Below are 14,787 nucleotides of genomic sequence, written 5' to 3'. Positions count from 1 at the left end.
CTGTAAGCGTGTAATCAGTTGCCAGGGGGCGCCATCGCCGCGCTGAGAGCGGACGCGTCGCCGACCGGCACGGCGCAGACGAAGCCCCGGCAGACGTAGGCAGCCGGGCGGCCGTCGCGTACCGGACGGTCGGCCAGCAACGGGACGCCGGGGGCGTCCGGCTCCCCCACGACGACGACCGCGCCCGGGCTGGTAGAGCCGCGGGCCGCGGCAGCCAGGGCGTCCCGCTCCGGACCGGCCGGCCCGCTCACCGCCACCTCCAGCGGTCCGGCCAGCAACGCTTCCCCCACCGCGGCGGCCCAGCCGGCCGCCCGCGGCGCCTGCGTCCCCAGCCGCGCCAGCGAGGCCAGCGCCGCAGCACCTCGTTCCCGGTGCTCCGGCGACCCGACGAGCGCCGAGTACCCGACCAGCGCACCGGCCGCTGCGGCGATGCCGGCCGGCGTCGGCCCGTCGGCCGGGTCGAACGGGCGGTGGATCAGCGCCTCGGCGTCCGCGGCGGTGTCGTACCACTGGCCGTCGGCGTCGACGAACTGCTCGGCGACGACGTCCAGCAGCTCGCCGGCCCAGGACAGCCACCGTCCTTCACCCGTCGCCGCATGCAGCGCGAGCAGTCCCTCGGCCAGGTCGCCGTAGTCCTCCAGGACCCCCGCGTGGGCGCCCACGACGCCGTCCCGGGAGGCCCGGCGGAGCCGGCCGTCGACCCAGTGGGTGCCGTGCAGCAGCTCGGCGGCCGCCCGCGCGGCCGCCACCGCGTCGGCGTTGCCGGTCAGCGCTCCGAAGTCGGCCAGCGCCGCGATGGCCAGGCCGTTCCAGGCGGTGACCACCTTGTCGTCGCGGGCGGGCTGGGGGCGCCGGGCCCGGGCCGCGGCGAGCTCCGCCCGAACGCGGGCGAGCCGCTGGGCGTCGTCAACGTCGCACAGCAGCTGCAGGGTGGAGCTGCCGTGCTCGAAGGTGCCCGCTGAGGTCACGGTGAAGACCTCCGCGGCCCAGGCGCCGTCCTCCTCACCGAGCACCTCGACCAGCTGGGCCGGCGTCCACACGTAGGTGAGCCCCTCGACACCCTCGGTGTCGGCGTCCAGCGCCGACGCGAACCCGCCCTGGTCGGTGCCCAGGTCGCGGCGCAGGAAGGCAGCGGTCTCCTCGGCCACCCGGCGCGCCCACGGCAGCCCGGTGCTGCGCCACAGGTGGGCGTACACGCGCAGCAGGAGGGTGTTGTCGTAGAGCATCTTCTCGAAGTGCGGCACCGCCCAGGAGGCGTCCACCGAGTACCGGGCGAACCCGCCGGCCAACTGGTCGTAGATGCCGCCGCGGGCCATCGCCTCGGCGGTGCTGGTCGCCATCTGCAAGCTCTGCTCGTCACCGCGGCGGGCGTGCGCACGCAACAGGAACTCCAGCAGCATGGACGGCGGGAACTTGGGCGCTCCACCGAAGCCGCCGGCCCGCCGGTCGTGGATGTCGGCGAGGGTGGCGATCGCGCCGTCGAGCAGCTCGGCCGACAGCGGCACCGGGTCGCCGAGGTCCAGCCGGCCGGAGATGCCCTGCACGATCTGGGTGCCGGCCGCCTCCAGCTCGCCCCGCCGGTTCGACCACGCCTCGGTCACCGCGCTCAGCAGCTGGCGGAAGCCGGGCAGCCCGCGGCCGCCGCGCGGTGGGAAGTAGGTGCCGCAGTAGAACGGTGTGCCGTCCGGGGTGGCGAAGACCGTCATCGGCCAGCCACCGGAGCCGGTGAGCGCCTGGGTGGCGGCCATGTAGACGCTGTCGACGTCCGGTCGCTCCTCCCGGTCGACCTTGACGCAGACGAACCCGGCGTTCATCTGGGCGGCGGTCTCGGCGTCCTCGAACGACTCGTGGGCCATGACGTGGCACCAGTGACAGGCGGCGTAGCCGACCGAGACCAGGACCGGAACCCCGCGCTCCCGCGCCTCGGCGAACGCGTCGGCACCCCATTCGCGCCAGTCGACCGGGTTGTCGGCGTGCTGGAGCAGGTAGGGCGAGGTCGCGCTGGCGAGTCGGTTCGGCACGGCACTCCCCTACCCGCAAGGGGCCGACAGCCATTCGCCATCCCCCCGTCGTTCCACAGGACAACGACCACGGGAGATGACAGTCGACACGCTGAGGGTTCAGTAGTTGTGGACTTGCCGGGCATCTGGTAAGGGACGGCGTGTCGCGAGACTCTTCCGGTGGCGCACACCACTGGAGGCACGCCATGAACAGTCCCCGTCCCCGTCCCTTCTCCTCCCTCCTGCTCGTCCTGGCCGCGGTCGCCGCGGTCGTGCTGGGGCTCGTCACCCCGGCATCGGCAGCCGCGCCCTACTGCGGCATCACCTGGGGGTCCCAGCTCAAGGCCCACGGCGGTCTCTCGTCCGACGGCGTCGCGATCACCGGCGTCCGGTCCGGTCACCACGACTGCTACGACCGGATGGTCGTGGACGTCAACCCGGCGGTGACCGGCTTGGGGGGATACCGCGTGGAGTACGTCGACCGGATCTTCTCCGACCCCAAGGGCGAACAACTGTCCGTCCGGGGCGGCGCAATCCTGCAGGTCACCGTGTACGCCCCCAACCAGGTGAACGGCCAGGTGACCTACCTACCGCAGAACCAGCGGGAGGTCGTCAACGTGACCGGCTACCGGACGTTCCGTCAGGTCGTCTGGGCCGGCTCCTCCGAGGGGGTCACGACCCTCGGCGTGGGCACCCGGGCACGGCTGCCGTTCCGGGTGTTCGTCCTCCCGGGTTCACCGAGCCGCATGGTCATCGACGTCGCGCACCGCTGGTAGTGCTCCGCGGACGCCGGGCGGGGAACCGCCCGGCGCCTCAGGACGCCGCGGGCCCGTTGCCCTCCGAGCGGTCGTCCCGCGGCCGGGCGCGCGGCGGCTCGATGGCCAGCGGGGCCCGGCGCAGCGTGTCGAGCAGGTCCTGACCGGGGGCCGGCGGGTCGATCAGCTCGGCCGGGGTGTCCGGGATCTGGTCGGCCGGGTCGAAGCTGGGCGGGATCCGCTTGAGGTGCCGGCCCATCGACTTGACCAGCAGGACCGTCGCGATCAGCAGCACGACGATGAGCAGCAGGCCCACCGGTCCAGACTTGCCGACGTCCTCGGGCAACTGCTGCTGGTCGACCGCCAGGACGGTGAGTTCCGTGGCCAGCGCGCCGGTCACGGCACACGCACCGAGTCGCGGACGCCGGCGAACAGGTCGTCCTCGGGCAGCGGGGAGTCGACCAGCGAGCGGGCCAGCTCGTAGTCCTCGGTCGGCCAGGCGTGTGACTGCACGTCCAGCGGCACCGTGAACCAGCGGCCGGTGGGGTCGATCTGGGTGGCGTGGGCGATCAGCGCGGCGTCGCGCACCGGGAAGTACTCGGCGCAGGGCACGCGGGTGGTGACCCGGTGGGAGATGTCCTTGGCCGGGTCCCACTTCTCGAGCATCTCGGCGTAGGGCGACTCCCCGCCGCCGGCGAGCACCGCCTCGTGCAGCGCCTTCGTGCGGGGAAGCGTGAAGCCCATCTGGTAGTAGAGCTTGCTCGGCTGCCACGGCTCGCCCAGCTCGGGATAGCGCTCGGGGTCACCGGCGGCCTCGAAGGCGTGCACCGAGATCTCGTGGGTCTTGATGTGGTCGGGGTGCGGGTAGCCGCCCCGCTCGTCGTAGGTGGTGATGACCTGCGGGCGGAACCGGCGCATGAGCTCCACCAACGGAGCCGCGGCCTCCTCCACCGACACGAGGGCGAAGCAGCCCTCGGGCAGCGGCGGGAGCGGGTCGCCCTCGGGGAGCCCCGAGTCGACGAAGCCGAGCCACTCCTGCTCGATGCCCAGGATCTCCCGGGCCCGCGCCATCTCCGCCATGCGCAGCTGGGGCAGCCGCTCCCACACCTCGGGGAGGTCCATGGCGGGGTTGAGCACCGAGCCGCGCTCTCCGCCGGTGCAGGTGGCCACCAGCACCCGGGCGCCCTCGGCGACGTACTTGGCCATGGTTGCGGCGCCCTTGCTCGACTCGTCGTCGGGGTGGGCGTGCACCGCGAGTAGGCGCAACTGGTCCGGTTGTGTCACGTCGCCCATTGTCCCCCGACCGCGCACCTGGCGGCAGGGACCCCGGCCGGGTCGGGTTGCTCGGCCCGGGGAAGCTTCTCGAGGTCTGCATCCGGTCCCGTTCCGGTGTTAGTTTTCTCGGATTGACCAACGGCGGTCCGCCCATCGCGACGACCGCCATCGAGCACGGGAGTCCCCACATCGTGTCCACCCCGACTGACCAGCAGGACCAGGGCGTCTGGCTGACGCAGGAGGCCCACGACCGACTGAAGGTCGAGCTCGACCACTTGGTAGCGGACCGCCCGGTCATCGCCAAGGAGATCAACGACCGCCGCGAGGAGGGCGACCTCAAGGAGAACGGCGGCTACCACGCGGCCCGCGAGGAGCAGGGCAAGCGGGAGGGCCGGATCCGCCAGCTCACCGACCTGTTGCGCAAGGCCCGGGTCGGGGCAGCTCCGACGACGGCCACCAACGCTGCGCTGGGCACGGTCATCACGATCGCCTTCGACGGCGACGAGGACGACACCGAGAAGTTCCTGCTGGGCTCACGGGAGATTGCCGGGACCACCCAGCTGGCGGTCTACTCCCCGGAGTCCGCGTTGGGGGCCGCCATCGTCGGCGCCGCACCGGGCGAGACGGTGACATACCAGGCACCCAACGGCAAGGACATCTCGGTGAAGGTCCTGGCCGTCGAGCCGTTCGCCCCCTGACCGGCAGGAGGCGGGCGGTGGGCGCGCGGTCCCGGCAGGCCGAGAACACCTCGTTCCCCTGCGGGCACTGCTCCACGCCCGTCCCGGCCAACACGGACGGGCATTACCGCAACCACTGCCCGTGGTGCCTGTGGTCGCTGCACGTCGACGAGCTGCCCGGTGACCGGGCCAGCGAGTGCCGGGGCCTGATGGAGCCGATCGGCCTGGTGGAGAAGTCGGGAAAGGGCTGGCAGGTGGTGCACCGCTGCACCGCCTGCGGCCACCGCCAACCCAACCGGCTGGTCCGCGAGGGCGACGCCCCCGACGACCTGAACCTGGTGCTAGAGCTCCCCTGGTTGTAGGAAGCCCCGAGTTGATCATCGGCGAACGGCGGGCTCGCGCGGCGTGTCGAGCAGCCACTCGGCGATGATCAACAGGGAGGGTGGGTGCAGACACCCTCACGCACCCGAGGTCTCTCAGGCGCTCGGTACCAAACCTCGGCGGCGCAGCAGCGGCCCGGTGTCGGCGTCCCGGCCGCGGACGGCCCGGAAGGCGCCCAGCGGGTCGACCGAACCGCCGCGGGACAGCAGCCGGTCGCGGAAGACGTCGCCGTTGGCCCGGCTCAGCCCGCCGTTCTCCTTGAACCACTCGACGGTGTCGGCGTCCAGAACCTCGGACCAGATGTAGGAGTAGTAACCGGCCGAGTAGCCGCCGGAGAAGACGTGCTGGAAGTACGTGGTCCGGTAGCGCGGCGGCACCAGGGTGGTGAACTCGACGCCGGCGGCGGCCAGCGCCTCGGCCTCGAAGGCCTGGGGATCCTCGACGAGGGTGTCCGGGGTGATCCGGTGCCAGGCCTGGTCCAGCAGCGTCGCGGCCAGGTACTCCAGCGTGCCGAAGCCCTCACCCCACAGCGCGGCGGCCTCGATGGCCGCCACCACGTCGCCGGACAGCGGCTCACCGGTCTCCACGTGCCGGGCGTAGCCGGACAGGACCTCCGGCCACAGCGCCCACATCTCGTTGACCTGGCTGGGGTACTCGACGAAGTCGCGGGGGACGCTGGTGCCGGAGAACCGCGGGTAGGTGACCGCGGAGAACAGCCCGTGCAGCGCGTGACCGAATTCGTGGAACAGGGTGGTGACCTCGTCCAGGGTCAGCAGCGCCGGCTGGCCGGTCGCCGGCCGGGTGACGTTGAGGTTGTTCACCACCACCGGCCGGGTGTCCAGCAGGGTCGACTGGGTGACGAAGGAGTTCATCCAGGCGCCACCGCGCTTGCCCTCGCGGGCGAAGTAGTCACCGAGGTAGAGCCCGACCGGCTGCCCGTCGGCGCCGTGCACCTCCCAGACCCGGACGTCGGGGTGGTAGCCGACCAGGTCCGGGCGGGCCGCGAAGGTGTAGCCGTAGACCAGTTCGGCGGCCCGGAACACCCCGTCGACCAGGACCCGGTCCAGCTCGAACCACGGCCGCAGCGCCGCGCTGTCGACGGCGTAACGCTCGGCGCGGACCCGCTCGGAGTAGAACGCCCAGTCCCAGGCCGCCAGCTCGACACCGTCGGCGGTGGCCAGCTCGGCCAGCACTGCGGCCTCGGCCTCGGCGTTGGCCCGGGCGGGCGCGACCAGCTCACCGAGCAGCGCGTCGACGGCCGCGGACGTCTGCGCGGTCTGGTCGGCGGCCACGAAGTCAGCGTGGGTGTCGAAGCCGAGCAGCCGGGCGCGGACGGCCCGCAGGTGGGCGATCTCCACCGCCACCGGGCCGTTGTCGTGCTCGCCGGCGGACGCGCGGGTCACCGAGGCGGTGTGCAGCCGTTCGCGCAGGCCGCGGTTGCGCAGCTTGGCCAGGGCGGGCTGGCCGCTGGGCAGCACCAGGGTCAGCAGGTACCCGCCGTCGGAGCCCCGCTCGGTGGCCGCCCCAGCGGCGGCCTGCGCCTCGGCCGGGCTGAGCCCGTCGAGCTGCGCCGCGTCGGTCACCAGCACCGCGGCGGCCTCCGTGGCCAGCTGTAGGTTCTGGTCGAAGGTGGTCGACAGCTCGGCCAGGCGCTGGTTGAGCGCGCGCAGCTCGTCCCGGCCGGCCTCGTCCAGACCGGCGCCGGCCAGCACGAAGTCCAGGTGGTAGCGCTCGACCAGCCGCACCGCCTCGTCGTCCAGGGCGGCGTCGTGTCGGGCGGCGTGCACCGCGTCGACCCGGGCGAACAGCGCGGGGTCCAGCCGGATGGCGTCGCTGTGCGCGGCGGCCAGCGGAGCGATCTCCCGCTCGATCTCCCGCAGCCGGTCGGAGGAGACCGACGAGCTCAGGTTGTAGAACACCCGCTCGGCCCGGCCGAGGAGTTCACCAGACCTTTCCAGGGCGACCACGGTGTTGTCGAAGGTCGGCTCCGCCGGGTCGGCCACGATCGCGTCCACCTCGGCCCGCTGAGCGGCCATGCCGGCCAGCAGCGCCTCGCGCTGGTGCTCGAGGGTGAGGTAGGCGAAGGGCGGCAGCGCGTAGGGCAGCGGGGACGGCGCGGCCAGCGGGTTCGAGGCGGACAGGGTCTCGGGTGCCGGCGCAGTGGCCGGGTCAGCGGTGCTCATCACCGCCCATCTTGGCCCTGGGCTCCGGTCGACCGTCACCCGACGGTCGACCGGGCTCCGCTCAGCGGGTGGCGGTGCGCAGGTAGGTGCGCACCGACAGGGGCACGAACACCGCGAGCAGGACGACGACCCACAGCAGCACGTAGGGCACCGGGTGCTGCAGCGACCAGGCGTCGGATGTCTCCAGCGACGGGGCGGTGTTGCCGAACAGCTGCCGGGCGGCCTGCACCACGGCCGACACGGGGTTCCAGTCGGCGATCACCTTCAGCACCGTCGGGAAGTTGTTGGTCGGCACGAAGGTGTTCGCGATGAACGTCAGCGGGAAGATCACGATGAAGCTGGCGTTGTTGACCACCTCCGGGGTGCGCACCAACAACCCGACGTAGGCCATGACCCACGAGATCGCGAAGGCGAACAGCAGCAGGACGACGAAGCCGGCGAGCGCCTCCCCGACCGAGGAGTGGATCCGCCAGCCCACGGCCAGCCCGGTCAGGGCCATCACCACGATCGTCACCACGTTGAGGCCCAGGTCGGCAACCGTGCGGCCGATGAGCACCGCCGACCGCGCCATCGGCAGCGACCGGAACCGGTCGATCAGCCCCTTCTGCAGGTCGTCGGCGAGGCTCGCCCCGGTGATCGTGCTACCGAAGACGACCGTCTGGGCAAAGATGCCCGGGAGCAGGAACTCGGCGTAGTCGAGGCCCTCGATCGGGATCGCGCTGCCGAACACGTACCGGAACAGCAGCACGAACATGATCGGCGACAGGGTCGCGAACACGATCAGGTCGGGCACCCGCTTGACCTTGATCAGGTTGCGCCGGGTAATGGTCAGGCTGTCGGAGACCGCCCAACCCAGCGACGTGGTCATCGCGCTCATCGGAGTGCACCTCCCGCCGTGGCCGGCGTCCGGTCGGCCGCGTCGTCGTCGGACGGGGCGCCGGCCCGCTCGTCGTCGGCAGCGTGCCCGGTGAGGGTGAGGAAGACGTCGTCCAGGTCGGGCCGACGCAGGCCGACGTCCAGCACCGTGGCGCCGGTGGACTCCAGCCGGCGCAGGGCCTCGGCCAGGGTGGCCGCCCCGCCGGTGACCGGCAGGGTGAGCCGGCGGGTCTGCTCATCGCACCGGGGCTCGTCCAGGGCCAGGGAGCGCAGCGCGTCGGCCGCCCGCGCCAGCTCCTCGACCGAGCCGACCGTCAGCTCCAGCCGCTCGCCGCCCACCTGCGCCTTGAGGTCGTCGGCGGTGCCCCGGGCGATCACCCGGCCGTGGTCGATGACCACCATCCGGTCGGCCAGCCGGTCGGCCTCCTCCAGGTACTGGGTGGTCAGCAGGATCGTCGTCCCGTCGCTGACCAGGTCGGCGATGAACTCCCACATGCCCAGCCGGCTGCGCGGGTCGAGCCCGGTGGTGGGCTCGTCGAGGAACAGCACGCGGGGACGGGCGATCAGAGAGGCGGCGATGTCCAGCCGGCGGCGCATGCCCCCGGAGTAGGTCTTAGCCGGTCGGCGGGCGGCGTCGGTCAGCTCGAAGCGCTCGAGCAACTGCGCGGCCCGGGACCGCGACTCGCGCTTGCCCAACCGGTACAGCCGCCCGACCATCTCCAGGTTCTCCTGCCCGGTGAGGTACTCGTCGACCGCTGCGTACTGGCCGGTGAGCCCGATGGAGGCCCGGACCTCGCCGGCCTGGCGCACCACGTCGAGACCGACGACCTCGGCCCGGCCGGCATCCGGCTCGAGCAGCGTGCTCAGGATGCGCACGACCGTCGTCTTCCCGGCACCGTTGGGGCCCAGCAGGCCCAGCACGGTGCCCTCGGCGACGGTGAGGTCGACCCCGTCCAGCGCGGTCTGGGCACCGAACCGCTTGACGAGACCCTGGACGACGATGGCGTTGGTCATGCCGCGCACGCTGGGACCTCCCTCCGACAGTTCTCAGCTGACCGCTGCGCGCGGGTGCCGGACATGTGCACCAGGATCTCCTCGGAGGTGGATCGGGGTCCGCCCGGACGGCGGCTGACCTACAGACCCCGGCCGACCGGAGAACTCATCGGTCCGCCCTGATCGCCACCGGTACTCCAGCTGCGGCCGCCCGGTGCCGCCATGACGCGGGGGTGCGGGCCACCACCCCGGCGTCGGCGTGCTCCAGGTACCGGCGGGCGGTGATCCGGGAGGCTCCGATCAGCTCGGCGGTCCCGGCAGCGGACAGTCCGCTGCCGCCCCGGGTGGCAGCGGCGGGCCGGCCCGCTCGCTCTGCAAGAACGAGCCGGTCGGTCCGTCGGCCCGGTGAGCGACCTGGGCTCGGTGGCCCGGGCAGCACCGCTAGTCGGAGCGGACCGCGTACCCCGCCCGGGACAGTGCCGCGATGACCTCCACCGCGTGGTCGGAGCCCCGGGTCTCGAGGTGGACCCCGACCTCCACCTCTCCGAGGTCGAGCTGCGCAGTGGTCCGCTCGTGCTCCACCGACAGCACGTTGGCCGACAGCCCGGCCAGCTCGGCCAGCAGACCGGCCAGGGACCCGGGCCGGTCGGGCACGCGCACCCGCAGCGAGAGGTAACGGCCGGCCGCGGCCATGCCGTGCTGCACCACCTTGAGCAGCAGCACCGGGTCGATGTTGCCGCCGGAGACGACGGCGACGACCGGCGGGCGGAACGCCGTCGGGTCGGCCAGCACGGCCGCGACGGCGGCCACGCCGGCCGGCTCGACGACCAGCTTGGCGCGCTCCAGGCAGAACAGCAGCGCCCGGGACAGGTCGTCCTCGCTCACCGTGCGGACCTCGTCGACCAGCCCCGCCACGTGAGCCAGCGTCAGGTCTCCGGGGGCGGCCACGGCGATCCCGTCTGCCATGGTCGCCATCGACGCCAGTGGGACCGGCCGCCCGGCGGCCAGCGACGCCGGGAACGACGCCGCGCCGGCCGCCTGCACGGCCACGACCCGGACGTCGGGACGGCGGGCGCGCACCGCCGCGGCGATCCCGGAGACCAGCCCGCCGCCGCCGGTGCACACCACCACCGTGGCCACGTCGGGACACTGCTCGAGGACCTCCATGCCCACCGTGCCCTGGCCGGCGATGACGTCGGGGTGGTCGAAGGGGTGGATGAACACCGAGCCGGTCTCGGCGGCGAAGGCCCTGGCGGCGGCCATCGCCTCGGTCAGCGTCGGCCCGCCCAGCCGCACGGTGGCGCCGTACCCGCGGGTGGCCGCCACCTTGGGCAGCGGCGCGGCCTCGGGCATGAAGACCGTCGCCTCGGCGCCGAGCTGGCGGGCGGCCAGCGCCACCCCCTGCGCGTGGTTGCCCGCGCTGGCGGCGACGACCCCGCGGGCCCGCTCGGCGTCGGTGAGCCGGGCGATCCGCGTATAGGCGCCGCGGATCTTGAACGACCCGGCGCGCTGCAGGTTCTCGCACTTGAGCCAGACCGGACCACCGACCCGGTCGGCCAGCCCCCGGGAGTGCTCCAGCGGCGTCCGGCGCACCACGCCGGCCAGCAGCCGCGCGGCTGCCTCGACGTCGGATCCGCTGACGAGAGGGGGCACTGCACCAGGACCGGACACGTGTCGATCCTGGCAGGTGGCCCGGAACGACCCGCGGATGACGGCCTCCGACTGTCACAGGGTCGTCGTACCGTGGTCGAGGTGACGGACGCCGCACCGCTGGGGACCGGAACGTCCCCGACCGCCCCCGCCCCCACGATCCTCGGCGCGCTCCGCGAGAGCGGGGCCGTCTTCCGCCCGGTCAAGGCCGAACTGCGCGCCAACCTGCTCGCCCGGCTGGCCGCCGGCGAGCCCACCCTGCCCGGCATCGTCGGGTTCGAGGACACCGTCCTGCCCGAGGTCGAGCGGGCGCTGATCGCCGGTCACGACCTGGTCCTGCTCGGTGAGCGCGGCCAGGGAAAGACCCGGCTGATCCGCACCCTGGTCGGCCTGCTCGACGAGTGGACGCCGGTGCTGGTGGGCAGCGAACTCAACGAGCACCCGCTGGCCCCGATCAGCGTCTGGGCGCGCCGCCAGATCGCGGCGCACGGCGACGACACCCCCGTCGGCTGGCTGCACCGCAGCGACCGCTTCGGTGAGAAGCTGGCCACCCCGGACACCTCCGTGGGCGACCTGATCGGCGACGTCGACCCGATCAAGGTGGCCGAGGGCCGCACGCTGGGCGACCCGGAGACGGTCCACTACGGGCTGGTGCCGCGCACCAACCGCGGCATCTTCAGCATCAACGAGCTGCCCGACCTGGCCGAGCGGATCCAGGTGGCGCTGCTCAACGTGCTCGAGGAGCGCGACATCCAGATCCGCGGCTACCGGGTGCGGCTGCCGCTGGACCTGCTGCTGGTGGCCAGCGCCAACCCCGAGGACTACACCAACCGCGGGCGGATCATCACCCCGCTCAAGGACCGGTTCGGCGCCGAGGTCCGCACCCACTACCCGATCGAGCTGGCCGACGAGATCCGGCTGCTGCACCAGGAGGCGCACACCGGGTGGCTGTCCGCCGACGGCCTGGACGCCCCGATCGTGCCCGAGCACCTGGTCGAGATCGTCGCCCGGTTCACCCGGCTGGTCCGCGAGTCCAGCCACGTCGACCAGCGGTCCGGGGTCAGCGCCCGGTTCGCAATCGCCGGACTCGAGACGATCGCGGCCTCCGCCGTCCGCCGGGCCGCGGTGGCCGGGGAGAGCCGGCCGGTCGCCCGGGTCGTCGACCTGCCGAGCGTCATCCCGGCCAGCCGGGGCAAGGTCGAGTTCGCCGACGCCGGCTCCGACCCGGACGACGAGCGGGAGCTCGAGGTGCTCGAGCACCTGCTGCGGCAGGCCACCGCGCAGACGTTCCGGGCCCGCTGCGGCGGGCTGGACCTGACCGGCCTGCAGGAGCACTTCACCGGCGGTGAGGTCGTGGAGTCCGGCGACCTGGTCCCGGCCGCGGCACTGCTGGGCCAGCTGGGCACCATCCCCCGGCTCGCCGAGCTGCTCGGCCGGGTCGGCGTCCCGGAAGGCGAACAGTCCGCCGAGCAGGCGGCCGCCGCGGTCGAGTTCGCCCTCGAGGGGCTGTACCTGACCCGACGGCTGGCCAAGGACACCGACGGCGCCCGCACCGTGTACGGGGCCTGACATGGTGCGGGGGCGCCCCGGGCGGGGGTACCGGTACGGGCGGTGGCACGGCGGTCCCGACCCGCTGGCCCCGCCTTACGACGTGGCCGCAGCCGTCGACGAGCTCGGCGACTCGGTGCTGGCCGGCAACGGCGTCCGGGAGGCGCTGCGGGACCTGTTGCGTCGCGGCGCCGACGGGCGGGCCGGGCTGGACCAGCTGCGCCGCTCGGTGCGGGACCGGCTGCGCCAGGCCCGGCAGGCCGGGCGGATGGACGGCACGCTGGAGCAGGTCCGCGAGCTGCTTGACCGGGCGCTGGACGCCGAGCGCCGGGAGCTGTTCCCCGACCCCGACGACGCCGCCCGGCTGGCGGAGTCCGAGCTCGACGCGCTGCCGGAGGACACCGCGGGCGCCGTCCGGGCGCTCAAGGACCACGCCTGGCGCTCCCCCGAGGCGGCCCAGGCCTACGCCGAGATCGAGGACCTGCTGCGCCGCGAGGTGCTCGACAGCTCCTTCCAGGGCATGAAGCAGGCCCTGCAGGCGATGCAGGACGGTGACAGCGCCGGCATGCAGGCGGTCAAGGACATGGTCGCCGACCTTTCCGCCCTGGTCGACGCGCACAACCGCGGCGAGGACACCGACCAGCAGTTCGCCGACTTCATGGGCAGGCACGGCCAGTTCTTCCCCGACGACCCGCAGTCGGTGGAGGAGCTGATCGACTCGCTGGCCCGCCGGGCCGCCGCCCAGGAACGGATGCTGGCCGGGCTGTCCCCCGACCAGCGCGCCGAACTGCAGGACCTCATGTCCCAGGCGATGGGCGACCTCGGCCTGCAGTCGGAGATGGCGCACCTGTCCGACGCGCTGCGCCAGGCCCGGCCCGACCTGCCGTGGGGGCAGCGCGGGTCGGTGCCCGACGGGGAGCAGGGGCTGGGGATGGGCGACGCGACCACCGCCGTCGCCGAGCTCGCCGAGCTGGAGGCGCTGTCCTCCCAGCTCTCCCAGGGCTACGCCGGGGCCTCACTGGCCGACATCGACGAGGAGCTGCTCGCCCACGCCCTCGGCCGGCCGGCGGTCGACGACCTCGCCGCGCTGCGCCGGCTGGAGCGGGAGCTGGAGCGGCAGGGCTACCTCAACCGCTCCGAGGGCAAGCTCGAGCTCTCCCCCAAGGCGGTCCGCCGGCTGGGCGCGACCGCACTGCGCCGGGTGTTCGCAAACCTGTCGGCCACCGGGCGGGGCGAGCACGACGTCGCCGACGCCGGTGCGGCCGGCGAGCTCACCGGGGCGTCACGGGAGTGGCGGTTCGGTGACGAGCAGCCACTGGACGTCGTCCGCACGGTGCGCAACGCCGTCCTGCGCCACGCCGGCGAGCCCCGCGAACCCGGGCAGCGGGCCGTGAAGATCGACGTCGGGGACTTCGAGGTGGTGGAGACCGAGCGGCGCACCGGCGCCGCGGTCGCCCTGCTCGTCGACCTCTCCTACTCGATGGCGCTGCGCGGTACGTGGGGGGCGGCCAAGTCCACCGCCATGGCGCTGCACTCGCTGGTCACCACCCGCTACCCGCAGGACGCCATCGAGATCATCGGCTTCTCCTCCACCGCCCAGGTGCTCCGCCCGGAGACGCTGGCGGAGCTGTCGGTCGACACGCTGCAGGGCACCAACCTGCAGCACGGGTTGATGCTGGCCCGCCGCTTCCTGGCCCGGCACCACGACGCCGAGCCGATCGTGCTGGTGGTCACCGACGGCGAGCCGACGGCGCACCTCGAGGACGACGGGACGCCGTACTTCTGCTGGCCGCCGATGCCCGAGACGATCGCCAAGACCGTCGCCGAGGTGGAACGGGTGGCCCGGTCCGGGGCGACGCTGAACGTGTTCGCGCTGGACCCGGAGCCCGGACTGATCGACTTCGTGCACGAGATCACCGCGCGGGCGGGCGGCCGGGTGTTCACCCCGGACAGCGGCCGGCTCGGCGAGTACGTCGTCGCGGACTACCTGCGGATGCGGAGGGGGCGGCGGGGACGCTGAGAAAGGCCCCTCTGCCCCCCACCGCTCGCGAGCTCGCGGCGCGACCCTGCAGGCGTCCGGTCGAGATCACCGGCGACGACGCTCCGTACACCCTGCACCTGGCGGCCCGCACCAGCGACGGCGAGATCGTGAGCGTCGTCCGGTTCCACCCGCGGGACTGCCCGTGGCGGGAGGCGGAGGCCGCCTGGCAGCTGCGCGGGATGGCGACCGATCCCCGGGTGCGCGGGCTGGGCGCCGGTCGGGCCCTGGGCGCCGAGGGGCTGACCCGGGTGATCGCGGTCGGCGGTGACCTCGTCTGGTGCGATGCCCGCGCCGCCGCCGTGGGCTTCTACGAGCGGATCGGCTTCAGCACCGTCACCGAGACGTACGACCTGCCGCCGGCGGGTTCGCACCGGGGGACGCTGATCGAGCTGCCGATCCGGTGAGACC

At 73.4% G+C, this 14,787-nt stretch carries 13 protein-coding genes; 6 read left to right on the top strand and 7 right to left on the bottom strand.

Going from position 1 to position 14,787, the window contains the following annotated elements:
- Positions 1-14: 14 nt before the first annotated feature.
- Positions 15-2,021, bottom strand: a complete 2,007-nt coding sequence (locus tag BLW04_RS07505; RefSeq protein ID WP_091538172.1) for a thioredoxin domain-containing protein — start codon at positions 2,019-2,021, stop codon at positions 15-17.
- A 185-nt stretch (positions 2,022-2,206) separates the two neighbouring features.
- Between BLW04_RS07505 and BLW04_RS07500 the strand changes: the two genes are divergently transcribed.
- Entirely contained in the window at positions 2,207-2,776 is a 570-nt protein-coding gene (locus BLW04_RS07500; protein ID WP_091538170.1) for an AMIN-like domain-containing (lipo)protein, read from the top strand.
- 37 nt (positions 2,777-2,813) lie between these two features.
- Here the strand turns inward: BLW04_RS07500 and BLW04_RS07495 are convergent, their stop codons facing one another.
- Both BLW04_RS07495 and mca read right to left on the bottom strand, forming a co-directional pair.
- On the bottom strand, positions 2,814-3,155 hold the full coding sequence (locus BLW04_RS07495; RefSeq protein WP_254781158.1) for a hypothetical protein: 342 nt from the start codon (positions 3,153-3,155) through the stop codon (positions 2,814-2,816).
- The gene (mca, locus tag BLW04_RS07490; RefSeq protein ID WP_217630893.1) at positions 3,152-4,039 is read right to left on the bottom strand and encodes a mycothiol conjugate amidase Mca; all 888 of its coding nucleotides are present in this window, start codon (positions 4,037-4,039) and stop codon (positions 3,152-3,154) included. The genes BLW04_RS07495 and mca overlap by 4 nt, the downstream gene beginning before the upstream one ends.
- 182 nt (positions 4,040-4,221) lie before the next feature.
- Here mca and greA point away from each other — a divergent pair, with 182 nt between their 5' ends.
- Both greA and BLW04_RS07480 read left to right on the top strand, forming a co-directional pair.
- Entirely contained in the window at positions 4,222-4,728 is a 507-nt protein-coding gene (greA, locus tag BLW04_RS07485; protein ID WP_091538350.1) for a transcription elongation factor GreA, read from the top strand.
- A gap of 17 nt (positions 4,729-4,745) precedes the next feature.
- Complete coding sequence (locus BLW04_RS07480; RefSeq protein WP_091538165.1) at positions 4,746-5,069, top strand: RNHCP domain-containing protein; 324 nt, start codon at positions 4,746-4,748, stop codon at positions 5,067-5,069.
- A 114-nt stretch (positions 5,070-5,183) separates the two neighbouring features.
- On the opposite strand, the gene BLW04_RS07475 is transcribed toward BLW04_RS07480, so the two are convergent.
- The 4 genes from BLW04_RS07475 to ilvA form a co-directional block, all read right to left on the bottom strand.
- Positions 5,184-7,271 carry a M3 family metallopeptidase gene (locus BLW04_RS07475; protein WP_091538162.1) on the bottom strand — a complete coding sequence of 696 codons (2,088 nt, stop codon included), beginning with the start codon at positions 7,269-7,271 and terminating at the stop codon, positions 5,184-5,186.
- A gap of 61 nt (positions 7,272-7,332) precedes the next feature.
- Positions 7,333-8,148 (bottom strand): ABC transporter permease, encoded by an 816-nt coding sequence (locus tag BLW04_RS07470; protein WP_091538160.1) that lies wholly within the window; start codon positions 8,146-8,148, stop codon positions 7,333-7,335.
- Positions 8,145-9,161, bottom strand: a complete 1,017-nt coding sequence (locus BLW04_RS07465) for an ATP-binding cassette domain-containing protein (RefSeq protein WP_091538158.1) — start codon at positions 9,159-9,161, stop codon at positions 8,145-8,147. Before BLW04_RS07465 ends, BLW04_RS07470 begins: the two co-directional genes overlap by 4 nt.
- Before the next feature lie 420 nt (positions 9,162-9,581).
- A complete protein-coding gene (gene ilvA, locus BLW04_RS07460; RefSeq protein WP_254781157.1) occupies positions 9,582-10,793 on the bottom strand; it encodes a threonine ammonia-lyase in 1,212 nt (403 codons plus the stop codon).
- A 99-nt stretch (positions 10,794-10,892) separates the two neighbouring features.
- On the opposite strand from ilvA, the gene BLW04_RS07455 reads away from it, so the two are divergent.
- Genes BLW04_RS07455 through BLW04_RS07445 form a run of 3 tightly spaced genes read left to right on the top strand, consistent with a single transcriptional unit; the run spans position 10,893 to position 14,783 of the window.
- Complete coding sequence (locus tag BLW04_RS07455; protein ID WP_254781156.1) at positions 10,893-12,359, top strand: sigma 54-interacting transcriptional regulator; 1,467 nt, start codon at positions 10,893-10,895, stop codon at positions 12,357-12,359.
- A gap of 1 nt (position 12,360) precedes the next feature.
- Positions 12,361-14,358: a VWA domain-containing protein gene (locus tag BLW04_RS07450; RefSeq protein WP_091538152.1), complete on the top strand. Its 1,998-nt coding sequence runs from the start codon at positions 12,361-12,363 to the stop codon at positions 14,356-14,358.
- Positions 14,355-14,783, top strand: coding sequence for a GNAT family N-acetyltransferase (locus BLW04_RS07445; protein WP_091538348.1), 429 nt, complete (start codon positions 14,355-14,357; stop codon positions 14,781-14,783). Before BLW04_RS07450 ends, BLW04_RS07445 begins: the two co-directional genes overlap by 4 nt.
- Positions 14,784-14,787 lie beyond the last annotated feature (4 nt).

It is taken from the genome of Modestobacter sp. DSM 44400, from assembly GCF_900107175.1.
Classification (GTDB): domain Bacteria; phylum Actinomycetota; class Actinomycetes; order Mycobacteriales; family Geodermatophilaceae; genus Modestobacter.
Note: the sequence above shows the minus strand (reverse complement) of the source record. Positions and strands in the feature narration are given on the sequence as shown.